A 14,805-nucleotide genomic window follows, 5' to 3' on the forward strand; every position below is an offset into this window, starting at 1 on the left:
AATTTTTATACTATATTTTTTATAGTTGCAAAACTAATTTAAGTTTAATACATTTGCAATAACGGTCTAAAATGATAGTATAAAAATGTATTCAATCGACAACAAAAAATATCCTTGCTGTACAACAGTTACCATGAGATTTATCGGCGGAAAATGGAAAGCGGTAATCCTGTATTACCTTGTAGACGGAGCAAAACGATACAATGAATTAAGAAAATTAATGCCGACAATTACGGAAAGAAACTTTAAGTCTTCAATTAAAACAATTGGAAGAAGACAATATTATCAGCAGAAAAGTGTACACGAAAAAACCGCCTTTAATGGTAGAATATACCTTAACAGATTTTGGAAAAACGCTGCTTCCTGTTTTAAAAGAAATTGCAAAATGGGGCGAAAGCGCGGTTGTTAGTTCAAAAAAAGTAGAAGTTGTTGAATAATGAAGCAAAAAAATCAGGAAATTTATTCCTGATTTTCTGTTATTTCTATATTTTCTTGTTTATTCGGTTCAAAAAAACTGAAACTTACATTTCCGTATTTTCTGGTGTCAACCAAATTTGGATGATCAAATTTCATTCGGCTTTGGTGTTCTACTACCAAAACTCCGTTTTCTTTCAGGTATTTATTGTTTAAAACCAAAGAAATCAGTTCGTGGTATTTTTTTTCTTCCATTTCGAAAGGCGCATCAGAAAATACAATCTCATAGCTTTTCTTATTCCTGAATTTTTTCAGCCAATCGAAAGTGTCACCTCGCTGAACACTTACGTTCAAGCTAAATCCAAGCTCAGAAGCCGTAGAATTCAGAAAACTGGTGTGTTTCGGGTTCATTTCAACCGAAGTTACATCTTTACATCCTCTCGACGCAAATTCGAAAGTAATTGAGCCAATTCCTGCAAACAAATCAAGCACAGAAATCGACTGCATATCATACGTATTCTCCAAAATGCTGAAGAGCGCCTCTTTCGCAAAATCCGTCGTCGGTCTTACGTCAAAATTTTTCGGAGCGGCTATTTTCTTGGCTTTCCATTTGCCTGCGATGATTCTGTACATGTTGTATAATTGTTAGATTGTAGGTTTAAGCAACAGATGAACGAAAATTGTCACCCGATTCCTGCAACCTAATTTAAAATAAAATTTTTGGTTGGAACATTATCAAATACAATTCTCAGATTCTTTACGAATTTCTGTAATTCTGAAATAAAGGTTTCATTTTCAGTGGTTTCCCCGTAAGCGAAAAAGTTAGTTTCATTGATTCCAAAACCGATTTTGCTTAAAGTAAACATCACAAAATAAAGAAAATCAACCTCAGAATTGACATCAAGATTATTGTATAAAATAATTTTTTTGTTATCTATTGCGAAAAACTCACATTGGTTGTGATAAAGATTAATGTGAATTTCTTTGTTATTTTTATGATTAATTGAACTTAAAAACTTCTCTCCCGAAAAATTAAATTGAACAGGTATCGCCAATTCCTTGATTTTTTTATAAAAATTCTTCGGAAAAGTATAATAAAACTGAATCTTGAATTTTTCGTTGATAGAAAGCATCAATTCTTCTTTTTCCTTGTCGACAGGCGCATTGTAGGCAATTAAATCAAATCCCGTTTCATGCTCCGAAAATCCTTCAGGCATCAACGTAAAATGATTCAGCGCGGAAACTACATGAATTTCGTCAAATCTTTGTTTGATCAACACTTGATCCAGCTTATCCGCAATCAGATTTTCCGGAGATTCTTCATCCACGAAATAAGATTTTTCCTCCAGAATGCTCTTATTTTTCACAATCTGATAAATTAATCCGTCTTTGGTAAAAAGTAAATTAAGTACGTTCATATTTCAATTACTGCAAATTTAGTGAAATTCTACCATTACCGCACCCGATTGATGGTGAAGTATTTCCTTATTATAAAAATCCAGATTCGTCTGGCTTTCCAAAACGTCAAAAACCATTCTCTGTAAAACGCCGTCGCCGATTCCATGCACGATTTCAAGCCTTTTCAGATTATTTTTTCTGCAAAAAGAAATCACTTCCATCAATTTTTCTTTCTGAATAAAAAGTCTTTCAAAACTATCATAATCATGCGGATTATTGACTAAATTTTCAAAATGAAGATCCAATACCAACTGGTTCTTGTGATGCTTTTTAGAAACCGTTTTCTTGGGTTCAGCCTTTTTTACGATTTTAATATTTTCATAAAACTCCGAAATTTTCGGAACTAATTTCTCTTTCTGATATTGATACGTAAATCCGTATTCATCTTTAAAAACCACAATATTCCCGTTAACCGAAGTCACAACTCCGCTCAAATCTTCATCTACGACAGAAACTTTATCACCTATCTTCATTACTATAATTCTTAAACTCTCGGTCCCAACTCAATAATTTCCAAATCCTTAATCTCCTCACCCTCAATTACAAAACGCATCATCGTTCTCATTTTATGCCAACCTTGTTTTCCACAAGCTCCCGGATTCAGGTGAAGCAAATTATTTTTAGCATCAAACATCGCTTTCAAAATATGCGAATGCCCTGAAATAAATAATTTTGGGGCTTTTTCAGCGATTTCATTTTTTGCCAGCGGAGTATATTTTCCGGGATAACCGCCGATATGAATCATCAAAACTTCCACCTTTTCACAGAAAAAACGAGTCACTTCAGGAAATTCAGAACGGATTTTTGCGTTATCGATATTTCCGTAAACTCCTTTTAATGGTTTGATTTTTTCAAGCTGTTCGATAACATCCATATTTCCGAAATCTCCGCAATGCCAAACTTCATCAGCTTGACCTGCATATTCTAAAATACGGTCATCTATATAAGAATGAGAGTCGGAAAGGAGGAGGATTTTGGTCATTATCTAAAAGTTCTTTCAGTGATATTTTCGTTGTATTTATCCTTGAAAATTTGTACTCTGTCAGAATTCAGTTCACCATTATTATTAATTACTCTTTCTTTCAACAGCCATTTAATCAATTTTTCCATTCCTTTTCTGGAATTCATAAAGTTGGAAATTTTTGAAATGTCTGTGGTTTCTACTTTTACTTTTTCAGTGAGGAAATTAAGGATAAAATAATCGTCCTCCATATATTTTGGCGTTTCGTTATCCATGTATTTATACATCAAAATTTCCTCGTCATCTTTCATCGTATAGAATGAATATTGAAAAACATTGATTTTTTCTGCTTTCAAAATTTGTTTTCCGTCAAGCAAAACTTTATCATCTTTAATTGCAACTTCCTGAGCGAAATAAGTAGAAAAAGAAGCTACAAGTAAAAAGAAAGTCATTAATTTTTTTGTTCTCATTTTTTTAGTGTCTAATTTTTTACAAAGATAGTTTTTGAAATTATTTTTTGTTAAGATATTATAATGAAAATTAAAATCTTTTTTATTTTAAATCATTAACGTAAGATTCTTCATTGACTTTTGCGATTCAATAAAAGCTTATTAATATTTATTAAATTTGAAAAAATTAAAAAAATGAAGCAAAGACTTTCTTTTTTCCTTCTTCTTTTGGCTGTAGGTATTTTTAATGCGCAGGTTGAAGAGAAAAAACTGGACGAATTGATCCAAAATACATTAAAAACTTTCGACGTTCCGGGAATGTCTGTCGGAATCATCAAAGACGGAAAAGTTATTTATTCAAAAGGGTTTGGAGTTCGTTCTTTAACTTCAAAACAACCGATGGATGACAATACATTGGTGGGAATTGCCTCCAATTCTAAAGGTTTTACCTGTACAGCATTAGCGATTTTGGCAGACGAAGGAAAACTGAATTGGAATGATAACGTTTCAAAATATATTCCTGAATTTCAAATGTATGATCCGTATGTTTCTCAAAATGTTACGATTAAAGATTTAGTAACACACAGAGCAGGATTAGGTTTGGGACAGGGAGATTTGATGTTTTTTCCAGAAGGCGGAAATCTTACGGTGAATGATATTGTTCACAACGTACGATATTTAAAGCCGGAAAACCCTTTCAGAACGACGTTGGATTACAATAATATCATGTTCATCATTGCCGGAGAAGTGATCCACAGAGTTTCGGGAATGACTTGGGCAGAATTTATCGAGCAAAGAATTATGAAACCTGTCGGAATGACTTCAAGTTTCGGAAGCTACAACAGAGCAAAAGCAGTTGCCAATAAAATCGACGCACACGCTCCGGTTGACGGAAAAGCGATTGCAGTTCCTCACGACTGGAATGAAACGGCAAATGCAGCCGGTGGAATTATGAGTAACATCAAAGACATGACAACCTGGGCAGAATTCTTGTTGAATAATTTTACGACAAAAGACGGCAAAAAATTGGTTTCAGATAAAAATGTACAACAGCTTTGGAGCTTACAGATTCCAAGTGGTGTGGCGGCGAAAAATCCTTATGATACGAGCTTTTACGGATACGGAATGGGTTGGTTTTTAAGTGATGTTAAAGGTCACAAACAAATTCAACACACAGGAGGATTGATCGGAACAGTCACTCAATTTACATTAATTCCGGATATGAAATTAGGAATTGTAGTGCTTACAAATCAGCAATCCGGTGCGGCTTTCAATACGATTACAAATACCGTTAAAGATTCTTATTTGGGCATTGAAGACAGAAACTGGTTGAAAAATTACGGCGAAAGAATGAAGAAAAATGATGAATTTTTTGAAAAGCAGAAAAAAGAAGCTTTTGCAAAATCTGATGCTTTCAAGAAAGATAAAAATCTTCAGCCAAAATCAGAACAATTTGTTGGAACTTACAACGACAAATGGTTTGGAGACGTAGAAATAGCTCAACAAGGAAATACATATAGAATTTCATGTAAAAATTCGCCAAGACTGAAAGGCGAACTGCTGCCTTTTTCAAATAATTCTTTCATCATCAAATGGGACGACAGAAGCTATGATGCCGATGTATACATTATTTTTGATTATGATGAAACAGGAAAAGCTCAGTCGGTAAAACTAAAACCGATTTCTGATGTGACGGATTTCAGTTTTGATTTTGATGATCTGGATCTGAAAAGAAAATAAAATGAAAAGCTTCAACTTTTGTTGGAGCTTTTTTTATGCAAAAAAAATAATAAAGAATTTTTTCTAAATCTTCCCGGGTTCGTAAAAGAACATCAGCTTTTTATTGGCACCGTCAAATTCCGACCACGAATCGCAATCGATCTCAAAACCTGCGACTCCGCAAGTGGGAAAATGAAAAATATCATCAGAAATGGAATTTGCAAAATTAGAAATTCCATTATTATGAGAAAAGAAAGCAACCGCATCGTGGCTGTCATCCAGATCGTAGATTACAGATTCAAAATTCCTTTCCGACGGGTTGTAAAGTTTTTCGTTGGTAATGAAAGTTAAATTGTACGTCTGATTGAAAATTTTACACGTATTCAAGGCACGAACCGCCGGACTCGACACAAAATAATCGATAGGAATACTATTGTCTTTCATAAATCTTGACATACGCATGGCATCTTCTAAACCTTTGTCTGCCAATGGTCTATCGAAGTCCTCTGTTTCTTCTGGCCAGTCGCTTTTTGCATGTCTTACGAGGATGAGTTTCTTCATGTTTTCGCTTTTTGGAAGATTAAAATTATAAAAAAAATAACGGAATAAAACATGATTTATAAAAAAAACTGTGTATGAGATAAAATCATTAAAATTTACTAAATTTGCAAACTTATGGGACAAATCCTTGCAATAGACTATGGAAAGGCGCGTTGTGGCATTGCTGCGACGGATGATATGCAGATTATTGCAAGCGGGCTGGATACAATTCTGACTCCTGTTTTAATCGAATTTTTAAAAAAATATTTCGGCGAAAACAGAGTAGATGAAGTGGTAGTCGGACTTCCTGTAGATTTGAAAGGAAATCTTTCAGCAGTAGAAACGGATATTTTAAAATTTATAGAAATTTTTCAAAAAGAATTTCCAACGATTAAAGTTAACCGTCTCGACGAAAGATTTACCTCTAAAATGGCTTCGTTTTTTATTTCTCAAAGCGGAAAAAGTAAAAAACAGAGACAGGAGAAAGGATTAATAGATAAAGTAAGTGCAACCATCATATTGCAGAATTTTTTAGAACAAAGAACAAGATGATATTACCGATAAGAGCCTTTGGTGACCCCGTTTTAAGAAAAGTAAGCAAGGATATCGATAAAGATTATCCTGAGCTACAAGAGTTGATAGAAAACATGTTCGACACGATGTACAGTGCAAATGGAATAGGATTGGCTGCACCTCAGATCGGACTGGATATTCGTATATTTATAATAGATGTTTCTCCTCTTGCCGAGGATGAAGATTATGAAGATATCAAGGATGAATTGGTAGATTTCAAAAAAGTTTTCATTAATGCTACCATTCTTGAAGAATCCGGTGAAGAATGGAAATTCAACGAAGGATGTCTTTCTATTCCGGACGTGAGAGAAGATGTGAAGAGAAAGGGAACGATCGTAATTGAATATTATGACGAAAATTTTGTGAAACATACAGAAACTTTTTCCGATATTAGAGCCCGCGTAATTCAGCATGAATATGATCATATTGAAGGAATTTTGTTTACCGACCATTTAAGTGCCTTAAAAAAGAAGCTTGTAAAGGGAAAATTAACAAAAATTACTCAGGGTGACGTAAGCATTAGTTACAAAATGAGGTTTCCAAAATAGTTTGAATTAATTAAAATAAGAAAAATAATAAAGCGCAAAAGGCCTAAAACCGATTGCAGAACTTACAAAAAATAAAATTATGCTGTTAGAAAAAATAATTTCAATTTCTGGTAAACCAGGACTTTTCAAATTAGTTTCTCAATTAAGAAACGGATTTATTATTGAAGATGTTACGTCTAAGAAAAAAATTAGCATCGGAAATTCTAGTCAAGTAAGTTTGTTAGACAACATTGCGATGTTTACATTTGATAAAGAAGTTCCTTTGTTCGAAGTTTTTGAAAATATTGCTAAAAACTACGAGTACAAAGAAGCGATTGCTCACAAATCTACTGATGCTGAATTGAAAGAATTCATGACGGCTTCTCTTCCAAACTACGATACAGAAAGAGTGTATGCTTCTGATATCAAGAAATTGGCTCAATGGTACAACATTCTTCACAAAGCGGGATACATTACTCCTGAAAGTTTTGTAAAAGCTGAATCTGAAACGTTAGATCCGGCTCAGGAAGGAGAAGAAGTAACATTAACAGATAAGGAAGCTCCAAAAAAAGTAGCTCCTAAATCTGAAAAACCTGTTGCTCCTAAAGCAAAAGCTTCTTCTGGTGCAAAAGCAGCTACAAAAAGTACACACAGAAAAATGGGATAATTCATTTATTTGAATTAAAAATATAAACCTTGTTGAGATTTTTCTTGACAAGGTTTTTTGTTTTTAAAAAATAGAACTTAACTTTATACAGAATTTAATTTCTCCCTATTTTAAATGAAATATTTTACAATTATAATTGTGTTTCTTTATCAATTTTCATTTGGTCAGAATAATGATATTGAGATCAAAATACTTAATGATACAATTAAAAATCTCTCTACTACTGAATATAACAGTGTTTGCTATAGTTTGACAAATAATTCAGATCATTACTATTATTTTATTCTTGATGATTCGGGGTTTAATTCGGGAGAAAATAATGCAGTTGATGCACCGTACGTCGGTCTTTTGGATTATAGAGTTTTTGAAAAAGATTCTTTAATGCAACCTCTATATGGTAATTATGATTCTAGGGAACTTCCAAATTTTAGAACTCTCATTTCAAAGAAAGACAGTAGAGATTTTAAAAAGAAATACAAGTATACTAAAAGGAATGATCTAAGAGATATTAATATTTCTTATTGGATTTTAAAAAATACCTTTTTATTAGCTCCGAAAAGCAGTAAGAAATTTTGTGCAAAAATTATTTTTCCGCATTATTATGCTCCCTCAGACAATAGAACAATAGTATATGATATGAAAAATAATGGAGAATATTATTTTCAAATATTCCTACAGAATCCCGAAGATATTGTCGATCAATATTTCGTAATACCTGATGCTAAATATAAGGATGCTAAGATTTTTAGAGGAATAATTTATTCAAATAAAGTACCTTTACTGTATAATGTTAATGAAAATGCTACCCAATAAGTAAAAATAAAAATTAATGAATACCAGACAGGAAAAACTAGAAGCTTTCGGAAGATTATTGGATATTATGGACGATTTGCGCGAAAAATGTCCGTGGGATCAAAAACAGACACTGGAATCGCTTCGCCATTTAACGTTGGAAGAAACTTATGAACTTTCCGATGCTATTTTGCAGGGAGATTTGCAGGAAATTAAAAAAGAATTGGGTGATGTTCTGCTTCATTTGGTTTTTTATGCGAAAATCGGTTCAGAAAAAGAAAGTTTTGATATTGCGGATGTTATTAATTCTTTGAATGAAAAATTAATTTTCCGTCATCCACATATTTACGGCGATACAACGGTGAAAGATGAAGAAGAAGTAAAGCAGAATTGGGAAAAATTAAAATTAAAAGAAGGAAATAAATCCATTTTGGGAGGTGTTCCGAAAAGTCTTCCGAGTTTGGTGAAAGCGTATAGAATTCAGGATAAAGTAAAAGGAATTGGTTTTGAATTTCACGATGCAGAAGATGCCTGGAAAAAAGTGGATGAAGAAATTCAGGAGTTTCATGCGGAAACAGAAACTTGATAAAAAAGAACAGGAATTGGGCGATGTATTTTTCTCATTGATCAATTATGCCAGAATTTCAGGAATCAATCCGGATTCAGCGTTGGAAAGAACGAATTTAAAGTTTATTTCGAGATTCCAAAAGATGGAAGAGTTAGCTTTACATGATAATTTAAGTCTTGCCGATATGTCTTTGGAAGAAATGGACGTTCTTTGGGAAAAAGCTAAATTAATAAACAACAACTAAATGAAAATGAATATTTTTTGTGCAGTAGCCTCACTTTTGCTGATCGGGTGCAATCCGAAAACCCAAAGTGAACAATCAACAGACGAAGCTTTGAAAGTGCAGTTTTCTCTGCCTAAAAAACTGAAAGAAGTGTCGGGAATTACTTTGTCTAAAGATAAAAATACGATCTGGACAATTGAAGATCAGGGAAATAAAAATGTTATTTACGGATTGGATCAAAAAGGAAATCTTACCCATGATGTTTTGGTAGAAAATACCGAAAACAGAGACTGGGAAGACATTACGACAGATCCGCAGGGAAATATTTACATCGGTGATTTTGGGAATAATGAGAATGACAGAAGAGATTTGGCTATTTTAAAAGTAGATTTAAAAGAGGCTTCTCAAAAATCAACAAAAGTGGTTCAGACCACCAAATTTCATTATGAAGGACAGACAGAATTTCCGCCGAAAAAATCAAATTGGTTATATGACTGTGAAGCTTTCGTAGAAATGGATGGAAATTTCTATCTCTTCACGAAAAACAGAAGCAAAGGTTTTGATGGTACTTTTTTAGTTTTCCAGATTCCAAATCAGGAAGGTGATTTTGAAGCGAAATTAATAGGTAAACTAAAGCTTCCCGGCGGTTATAGTGACGCGGCTATCACTTCTGCAACAATCAACAGTACAAAAGACAAGATTGTTTTGCTTAATCATAAAAATATTCAGGTTCTTTCCGGATTTTCACCGAATGATTTTAGTAAAACAAAAATTCAGAAAATATCGTTGAATCATAATACGCAAAAAGAAGCGATTGTTTTTCTTAATGATAAAACGCTTTTGATTGCCGATGAAAAGGATAAAAAATTAGGAGGAAATGTGTATCAGTTCAACTTAAAATAAAAAAACAAAATCCGCAGAGAGAATTTCTGCGGATTTTTTTATAGTGATGTGTGAAGTGTATTTGTTGTAAAGATTAAAAGGTCATTCCTACACCTCCGGAAATTCTTCCGCCATCTGTTCCGTAGAAATAGTTTAATCTTGCTGAGAACATTTCGACAATACTTAGCCAAAGTCCGCCACCAACAGATTGATGCCATTTTTGGGAATCTTCGTGGTCGTTCCAGACTCTTCCGACATCGTAACCCAATAAAATTCCCATGTTTGCAGGGATAATATGGTTTCGTACTCTTCCGAAATCCCAACGAATTTCTGAGTTGTTGGTAAAGTAAGATTTTCCTGAAAATCTGTCGTTTCGGAAAGCTCTCATTCCATTATTTCCGCCTATTGCTGCCGCTTGATAGAAATCAAAATTGTTATTGTTGATCCATCTTCCGTTGCTTGAATTGGCGAATACAAAATTTCCTCTGTTGTCCAATCTGTGATCCAAAGATAAAGTTCCGCTTAACATCAGGAAATTTCTGTTGAAATCGGTAAGATTGGTTTTCCAGTCGGCATTTAATTTAAATTCCATTCCTAAAGTAGGGAAGGCGTTATTATCTACATTTTTATAACTAAACGTATAATTGGCTCCTCCAAACTGTTGATTATCGAAAACTTCCGGTCTTACATCAGGTGAAATATCCACAAAACGGTCTCCGTTTCGCTGCACTTTATTATTTTCAAACGTCAACTGAAATTGTTGAAATATATTCGTCCAGCTTTTTTTAGAAAGAGAAGGTGCAAAGTTGAATTTTGAAATTCTCGCTCTGTTGTACTTCATTTCCACGGCATCTCTGTCAAAATCGCTTTCGTTGGATAATCCGAAGAAGTTTTCTGAAAAACGCGGAGTTGTAAATGCAGCATCAATGTTTACATCCCAACTTGAGATTACTTTCTTAAAAATTCCTTTATAAACAGCGTTGAAACCTCCTGTTGCAGTATAGAGATTTACTTTTAAGCTATGTTTTTGAGTGTAAGGAGAACGGATGAAATTATTCACCGTATAATTTGCCAGAACACCAAGAATCACGCCGTCATCGGGGTTGTAATCTGCATTTGGATAGCCTGCGAAAAAGTTATATTTCGGATGTCTGTAATTGTACGTGTTGATATCATAATCGTCCGAGATATTTTTCGTTGCACCATGCGTGTTGTAGGTGTTTTTCTGTGATTTGAAATCATAAATTTTCACCTTGCTTCCATTGGCAACATTGTAGGTGTCGTTGTTGTAGCCACCAATTAATCTGATATTCATTTTCGGTCTTCCATCACCGGAAACTTCATAAATATCATCATCTTCCAATCCATAAACCCAAAGTTCTTTAGTTTTTGAATCGTCGTATGTTTTTTCAAAAACCAATTCAGGATTTTCTTTGTTTTTATCTAATTTATATTGCTTTACGTTAACGGTATTTCCTGTTTTTGTAATAACGAATTTATCGGGATTTACCGTTCCTGCCAACGAAACTTTCTCCTGTAAAACATCATAATATTGTGAAGCGTAAGACTGTAATTTGGTCTTTCTTATTTTTAATTTTCTTTGAATATCGGCAATGGTTTCATCTTGTACTTCTTTCGGTAAATTGTTGAAAGCATCATCAATATCTTTATCCGTTAAATGTTCCTGAATATATTTTGCCTGCTCGATCCAGTCTGCTTCAGTCGATCCTTTAAGGAAAACCAAATCTGCAGGATAAGGTTCCATCGCAAGCCATTTTACGCTTTGGATGTCTTCTTTAAAAGTTTTCATGTGACGGATCGCCGGAATATTCATAAGGATTTTAAAAGCAGTACCGTCGTATTTACTGAAAGCCTGATCTCTGTCTCTAGGAATCGGTTTGTAAATTACCTTGTCTCCATCTCGATATTCTGCCCATTTCCATTGATCGGAATGTCTGTCCCAATCGCCAATCAGCATATCAAAAATTCTTGCTCTGATGTAAGATTCCTGATCTACCGAATATTTATAGCTTTTATTAAAATTTTTCAGAACATCATCGGTCGAAACAATATCTTTTGCATTATCGAATGTTGCCAACGTTTTCGGATCGGCAGAAAACCGCTCTTCAATCATATACATTTCATCACCATAACTCGTATTATATTCGCCTAAACCCTGTTGTTTAGGAATATAAAACAACCTTGGATTGCTGTGGAAAATATTCAGTTTATCTGCCATATTTCCAATGGTAAATGGAGTAAACGGATGATTGGTTGTATAAAAATCCAGTAAGAATTTTTCAGGGAAGGTATTGTTTAGTTCACTTCCAAAGGTGCTTTTTTTGAAAGCCATATTGTTAAGAAAACGAACGGCACTTTTTTTCACGGCTCTCATTACAAATTCCTGTCCGTCATTGGCTTTTAATCGCAAACTGTTCGACTGGTTTCCGCCCCCTTCTCTGAAAGGAGTGTAGCCGCCGTCAAGCGTAGAAATATTTGCGGTCGGAGCTTCAATGGGCATTCCGTAATATTTTCTGTAATGATTTCCCCAAAGCCATCTGTAAATTCCTCCTTTTTCCGTTAATTTTTTAGGATAAATTGTAGAAGAAACTGTTGATGGAAAAGAATTAGGGTAATTATTAATAAATTCCTTAGGCTTATCAATCACCTGAATTTGTGAAAGTTTTTCTAGAGTATTCCCTTTTGTCGAAAAATATTCAACATCAGTACTTTGATCTTTTCTGATATTTAAAACCGCAAAACCGCTTCCACCATAAGAAAAGTCTGTTTTTTCACCAATCGCTGCAGGATCAACTTTCGAACCGGCGCCACTGATGATTTGTCGGATATTTCTGTCTTCGTGATATTGCAGATTATGATCGTGTCCGGAAACAAAAATTACATTCTCTTTTTCCTGAACAATACTTTTTAATCTGTTTGAAAGATCTGCATAATGTTGATTGTTTATATCTTCAGGATTGGCTCCCGAAGAACTTCTCACAATGTTCAATAAACTTGCAACTCCCGGAACGGGAACTTTACTTTTAAAAGGGTAAAGATGATCTCTTGCAGACGTAAAACCTGCATGAGTTCCGCTGCTGATAACGGGATGGTGAAGTGCAACGATGATTCTTTTGTCCTGATTTTTATTAATTAAATCTATAAATTCATCAAAAAAATCTTCACGGGTTTTGATGTCGCAGTTTTTGTTGATTCCTGGGTAATTGTCCCAGTTTGCTAATACCCATTCTGTATCAATAACGATGAGTTTAATATCTTTCGTTAAGCTGATATCATCAATCGGGCATGAGTTTTTGGGAAGAAAAGCCTTCTTATCGTTTAAATAATTTTTTACAAGTTCTTCCTGAGACTTCAATCCGTCTAAACCGCTGTACCAATCATGATTTCCCGGGATAACCAAGGTCTTTCCTTTGAAATTCTTTGAAACGGCTAACTGATTTTCCAGTTTTTGTTTTGCTGAAGCGTACTCTTTATCAGATTCTTTGGGAAGTCCGTTCGGATAAATATTGTCACCCAAAAATATCAGCATAGAATTGCTGCCCGCAGATTCCAACTGACTTTTTAAAAGATCCAAAGTATGCTGAGATTGAGCTTCATCTGCATTTCCGGCATCACCTACTAAGAAAAGTTTAAAATCATTTTCAGATAGTATATCAGAATATTTAATTTCAGATAAGTTTTTACCCTTTTTTACGTTATATGTTGCGCAGGAATAGAGAACTCCGGCGGATAATACTACTCTGAGGACAACAGAAGTATTTTTTAGGTGAGTTTTCAAGGATAAATTCATAAATTTACATTTAACAAAATTTCGGTAATGAATATTTTACAAAAAGCCAAAGATTATGTCGAAATCTTATTCAAAGATAAGTTATCTTCGGTATATTTTTATCATAATTTTATACATACTACGTATACGGTAAACAAAGCGGAAGAAATAATCAAAAATTCTGCTGTTTCTAAGGAAGATGAAGAAAAGGTGTTGTTGGCACTTTGGTTTCATGATACAGGATATATAGAATGTGCACAAAACCATGAGGAAGAAGGGGTGAAGATTATGAAGGATTTTCTTCAAAAAGAAGATTATCCTGAAAATTATATTGAGGATGTTTCTAAATTAATCTTAGCAACAAAGATTACGTATGACCCTCAAAACTTTCTCGAACAAATTGTAAAAGATGCCGACTGCAGCCACTTTGCAGGGCACGATTACAATGATATTTCTGATGCTCTTAGAAAAGAATGGGAACTTACCAACGTAAGATGTTTTTCTAACGACGAATGGAACGCCGGAAATCTTGATATGCTGAAGAACAAGCATAAATTCTACACAGAGTATGCAAAAACAAACTGGCAATCTCTGAAAGAGAAAAATATTAAGAAAATCGAGAAAAAACTGGAAAAAGACGACGAGAAAAAAGAAAGCAAAAAAGACACTTCGGAAAATAAAAAAGACAAGGACAAAGAAAAAGAACCAAAACCCGACAGAAGTGTTGATACTTTATTCAGAGTGACGTTGAGCAATCATACAAGATTGAGCGATATTGCCGACAGCAAAGCGAATATTCTGCTTTCTGTAAATGCCATTATCATTTCGGTTTGTCTTTCTGTGTTGGTTCCGAAATTGGATGTTCCTAAGAATTCCCATTTAATTATTCCGAGTTTTATTCTGTTATTATCTGCAGTTTTAACGATCATATTTGCGATTTTATCCACAAAACCGAACGTTACAAAAGCGAAATTTTCACTACAGGATGTTGCTGACAGAAAAGTAAACCTTTTATTCTTCGGGAATTTCAACAGAATGATGTTTGATGATTATCATAGCGCGATGAATATTTTGATTAAAGATCGCGATTATATTTACGATTCTATGGTGAAGGATTTATATTATCTGGGGAAAGTTTTGGATAGAAAATACAGGCTTTTATCAATAACCTATCAGATTTTCATGGCGGGAATTATCATTTCGGTACTCTCTTTCGGATATGCTTTTCTTTCGCTTTAAATT

The 14,805-nt window shown here is 34.0% G+C and carries 14 protein-coding genes and 2 pseudogenes; 9 read left to right on the top strand and 7 right to left on the bottom strand.

What is annotated here, in order from left to right; genetic code table 11:
• The first annotated feature begins 85 nt into the window (after window positions 1–85).
• Window positions 86–437: pseudogene (locus tag J3D55_RS05460) on the top strand (winged helix-turn-helix transcriptional regulator).
• Between the two features lie 22 nt (window positions 438–459).
• On the opposite strand, the gene J3D55_RS05465 reads toward J3D55_RS05460, so the two are convergent.
• From J3D55_RS05465 to J3D55_RS05485, 5 genes are all read right to left on the bottom strand, one after another.
• A complete protein-coding gene (locus J3D55_RS05465; protein ID WP_259128788.1) occupies window positions 460–1,047 on the bottom strand; it encodes an RsmD family RNA methyltransferase in 588 nt (195 codons plus the stop codon).
• 68 nt (window positions 1,048–1,115) lie between these two features.
• Window positions 1,116–1,832, bottom strand: a complete 717-nt coding sequence (locus J3D55_RS05470) for a DUF3822 family protein (RefSeq protein WP_259128790.1) — start codon at window positions 1,830–1,832, stop codon at window positions 1,116–1,118.
• Window positions 1,833–1,850: 18 nt separating this feature from the next.
• Window positions 1,851–2,345 carry a DUF8465 domain-containing protein gene (locus J3D55_RS05475; RefSeq protein WP_259128794.1) on the bottom strand — a complete coding sequence of 165 codons (495 nt, stop codon included), beginning with the start codon at window positions 2,343–2,345 and terminating at the stop codon, window positions 1,851–1,853.
• Window positions 2,346–2,356: 11 nt separating this feature from the next.
• Window positions 2,357–2,854, bottom strand: a complete 498-nt coding sequence (locus J3D55_RS05480; RefSeq protein WP_259128797.1) for a metallophosphoesterase family protein — start codon at window positions 2,852–2,854, stop codon at window positions 2,357–2,359.
• Window positions 2,854–3,303 (bottom strand): hypothetical protein, encoded by a 450-nt coding sequence (locus J3D55_RS05485; protein ID WP_259128799.1) that lies wholly within the window; start codon window positions 3,301–3,303, stop codon window positions 2,854–2,856. The genes J3D55_RS05480 and J3D55_RS05485 overlap by 1 nt, the downstream gene beginning before the upstream one ends.
• A 174-nt stretch (window positions 3,304–3,477) precedes the next feature.
• Here J3D55_RS05485 and J3D55_RS05490 point away from each other — a divergent pair, with 174 nt between their 5' ends.
• Window positions 3,478–5,022, top strand: a complete 1,545-nt coding sequence (locus J3D55_RS05490; protein WP_259128808.1) for a serine hydrolase — start codon at window positions 3,478–3,480, stop codon at window positions 5,020–5,022.
• A gap of 63 nt (window positions 5,023–5,085) precedes the next feature.
• Here the strand turns inward: J3D55_RS05490 and J3D55_RS05495 are convergent, their stop codons facing one another.
• A complete protein-coding gene (locus J3D55_RS05495; protein ID WP_259128810.1) occupies window positions 5,086–5,562 on the bottom strand; it encodes a SixA phosphatase family protein in 477 nt (158 codons plus the stop codon).
• A gap of 114 nt (window positions 5,563–5,676) precedes the next feature.
• On the opposite strand from J3D55_RS05495, the gene ruvX reads away from it, so the two are divergent.
• The 6 genes and pseudogenes from ruvX (at window position 5,677) to J3D55_RS05525 (ending at window position 9,794) form a co-directional block, all read left to right on the top strand.
• Entirely contained in the window at window positions 5,677–6,093 is a 417-nt protein-coding gene (ruvX, locus tag J3D55_RS05500; protein WP_259128819.1) for a Holliday junction resolvase RuvX, read from the top strand.
• Window positions 6,090–6,662: a peptide deformylase gene (def, locus tag J3D55_RS05505; protein WP_259128827.1), complete on the top strand. Its 573-nt coding sequence runs from the start codon at window positions 6,090–6,092 to the stop codon at window positions 6,660–6,662. The genes ruvX and def overlap by 4 nt, the downstream gene beginning before the upstream one ends.
• A 79-nt stretch (window positions 6,663–6,741) precedes the next feature.
• Entirely contained in the window at window positions 6,742–7,308 is a 567-nt protein-coding gene (locus J3D55_RS05510) for a DUF5606 family protein (protein WP_259128829.1), read from the top strand.
• 114 nt (window positions 7,309–7,422) lie between these two features.
• Complete coding sequence (locus J3D55_RS05515; protein ID WP_259128831.1) at window positions 7,423–8,121, top strand: hypothetical protein; 699 nt, start codon at window positions 7,423–7,425, stop codon at window positions 8,119–8,121.
• Between the two features lie 16 nt (window positions 8,122–8,137).
• Window positions 8,138–8,912 (top strand): annotated as a pseudogene (gene mazG, locus J3D55_RS05520) (nucleoside triphosphate pyrophosphohydrolase).
• The gene (locus J3D55_RS05525; RefSeq protein WP_259128833.1) at window positions 8,913–9,794 is read left to right on the top strand and encodes a YjiK family protein; all 882 of its coding nucleotides are present in this window, start codon (window positions 8,913–8,915) and stop codon (window positions 9,792–9,794) included. It abuts the pseudogene before it with no gap.
• A gap of 73 nt (window positions 9,795–9,867) precedes the next feature.
• Here J3D55_RS05525 and J3D55_RS05530 read toward each other — a convergent pair whose 3' ends face one another.
• Window positions 9,868–13,584, bottom strand: a complete 3,717-nt coding sequence (locus tag J3D55_RS05530; RefSeq protein ID WP_259128837.1) for a metallophosphoesterase — start codon at window positions 13,582–13,584, stop codon at window positions 9,868–9,870.
• A 27-nt stretch (window positions 13,585–13,611) separates the two neighbouring features.
• Here J3D55_RS05530 and J3D55_RS05535 point away from each other — a divergent pair, with 27 nt between their 5' ends.
• Complete coding sequence (locus J3D55_RS05535; RefSeq protein ID WP_259128839.1) at window positions 13,612–14,802, top strand: Pycsar system effector family protein; 1,191 nt, start codon at window positions 13,612–13,614, stop codon at window positions 14,800–14,802.
• Window positions 14,803–14,805: the final 3 nt, after the last annotated feature.

The organism is Chryseobacterium ginsenosidimutans (assembly GCF_024807225.1).
In the GTDB taxonomy this organism is placed as follows: domain Bacteria; phylum Bacteroidota; class Bacteroidia; order Flavobacteriales; family Weeksellaceae; genus Chryseobacterium; species Chryseobacterium ginsenosidimutans.

Bases quoted from the DNA above. Each gene is read 5' to 3' on its own strand.
- J3D55_RS05465 (WP_259128788.1), bottom strand. From the start codon at position 1,047: ATGTACAGAATCATCGCAGGCAAATGGAAAGCCAAGAAAATAGCCGCT.
- J3D55_RS05470 (WP_259128790.1), bottom strand. From the start codon at position 1,832: ATGAACGTACTTAATTTACTTTTTACCAAAGACGGATTAATTTATCAG.
- J3D55_RS05475 (WP_259128794.1), bottom strand. From the start codon at position 2,345: ATGAAGATAGGTGATAAAGTTTCTGTCGTAGATGAAGATTTGAGCGGA.
- J3D55_RS05480 (WP_259128797.1), bottom strand. From the start codon at position 2,854: ATGACCAAAATCCTCCTCCTTTCCGACTCTCATTCTTATATAGATGAC.
- J3D55_RS05485 (WP_259128799.1), bottom strand. From the start codon at position 3,303: ATGAGAACAAAAAAATTAATGACTTTCTTTTTACTTGTAGCTTCTTTT.
- J3D55_RS05490 (WP_259128808.1), top strand. From the start codon at position 3,478: ATGAAGCAAAGACTTTCTTTTTTCCTTCTTCTTTTGGCTGTAGGTATT.
- J3D55_RS05495 (WP_259128810.1), bottom strand. From the start codon at position 5,562: ATGAAGAAACTCATCCTCGTAAGACATGCAAAAAGCGACTGGCCAGAA.
- ruvX (WP_259128819.1), top strand. From the start codon at position 5,677: ATGGGACAAATCCTTGCAATAGACTATGGAAAGGCGCGTTGTGGCATT.
- def (WP_259128827.1), top strand. From the start codon at position 6,090: ATGATATTACCGATAAGAGCCTTTGGTGACCCCGTTTTAAGAAAAGTA.
- J3D55_RS05510 (WP_259128829.1), top strand. From the start codon at position 6,742: ATGCTGTTAGAAAAAATAATTTCAATTTCTGGTAAACCAGGACTTTTC.
- J3D55_RS05515 (WP_259128831.1), top strand. From the start codon at position 7,423: ATGAAATATTTTACAATTATAATTGTGTTTCTTTATCAATTTTCATTT.
- J3D55_RS05525 (WP_259128833.1), top strand. From the start codon at position 8,913: ATGAAAATGAATATTTTTTGTGCAGTAGCCTCACTTTTGCTGATCGGG.
- J3D55_RS05530 (WP_259128837.1), bottom strand. From the start codon at position 13,584: ATGAATTTATCCTTGAAAACTCACCTAAAAAATACTTCTGTTGTCCTC.
- J3D55_RS05535 (WP_259128839.1), top strand. From the start codon at position 13,612: ATGAATATTTTACAAAAAGCCAAAGATTATGTCGAAATCTTATTCAAA.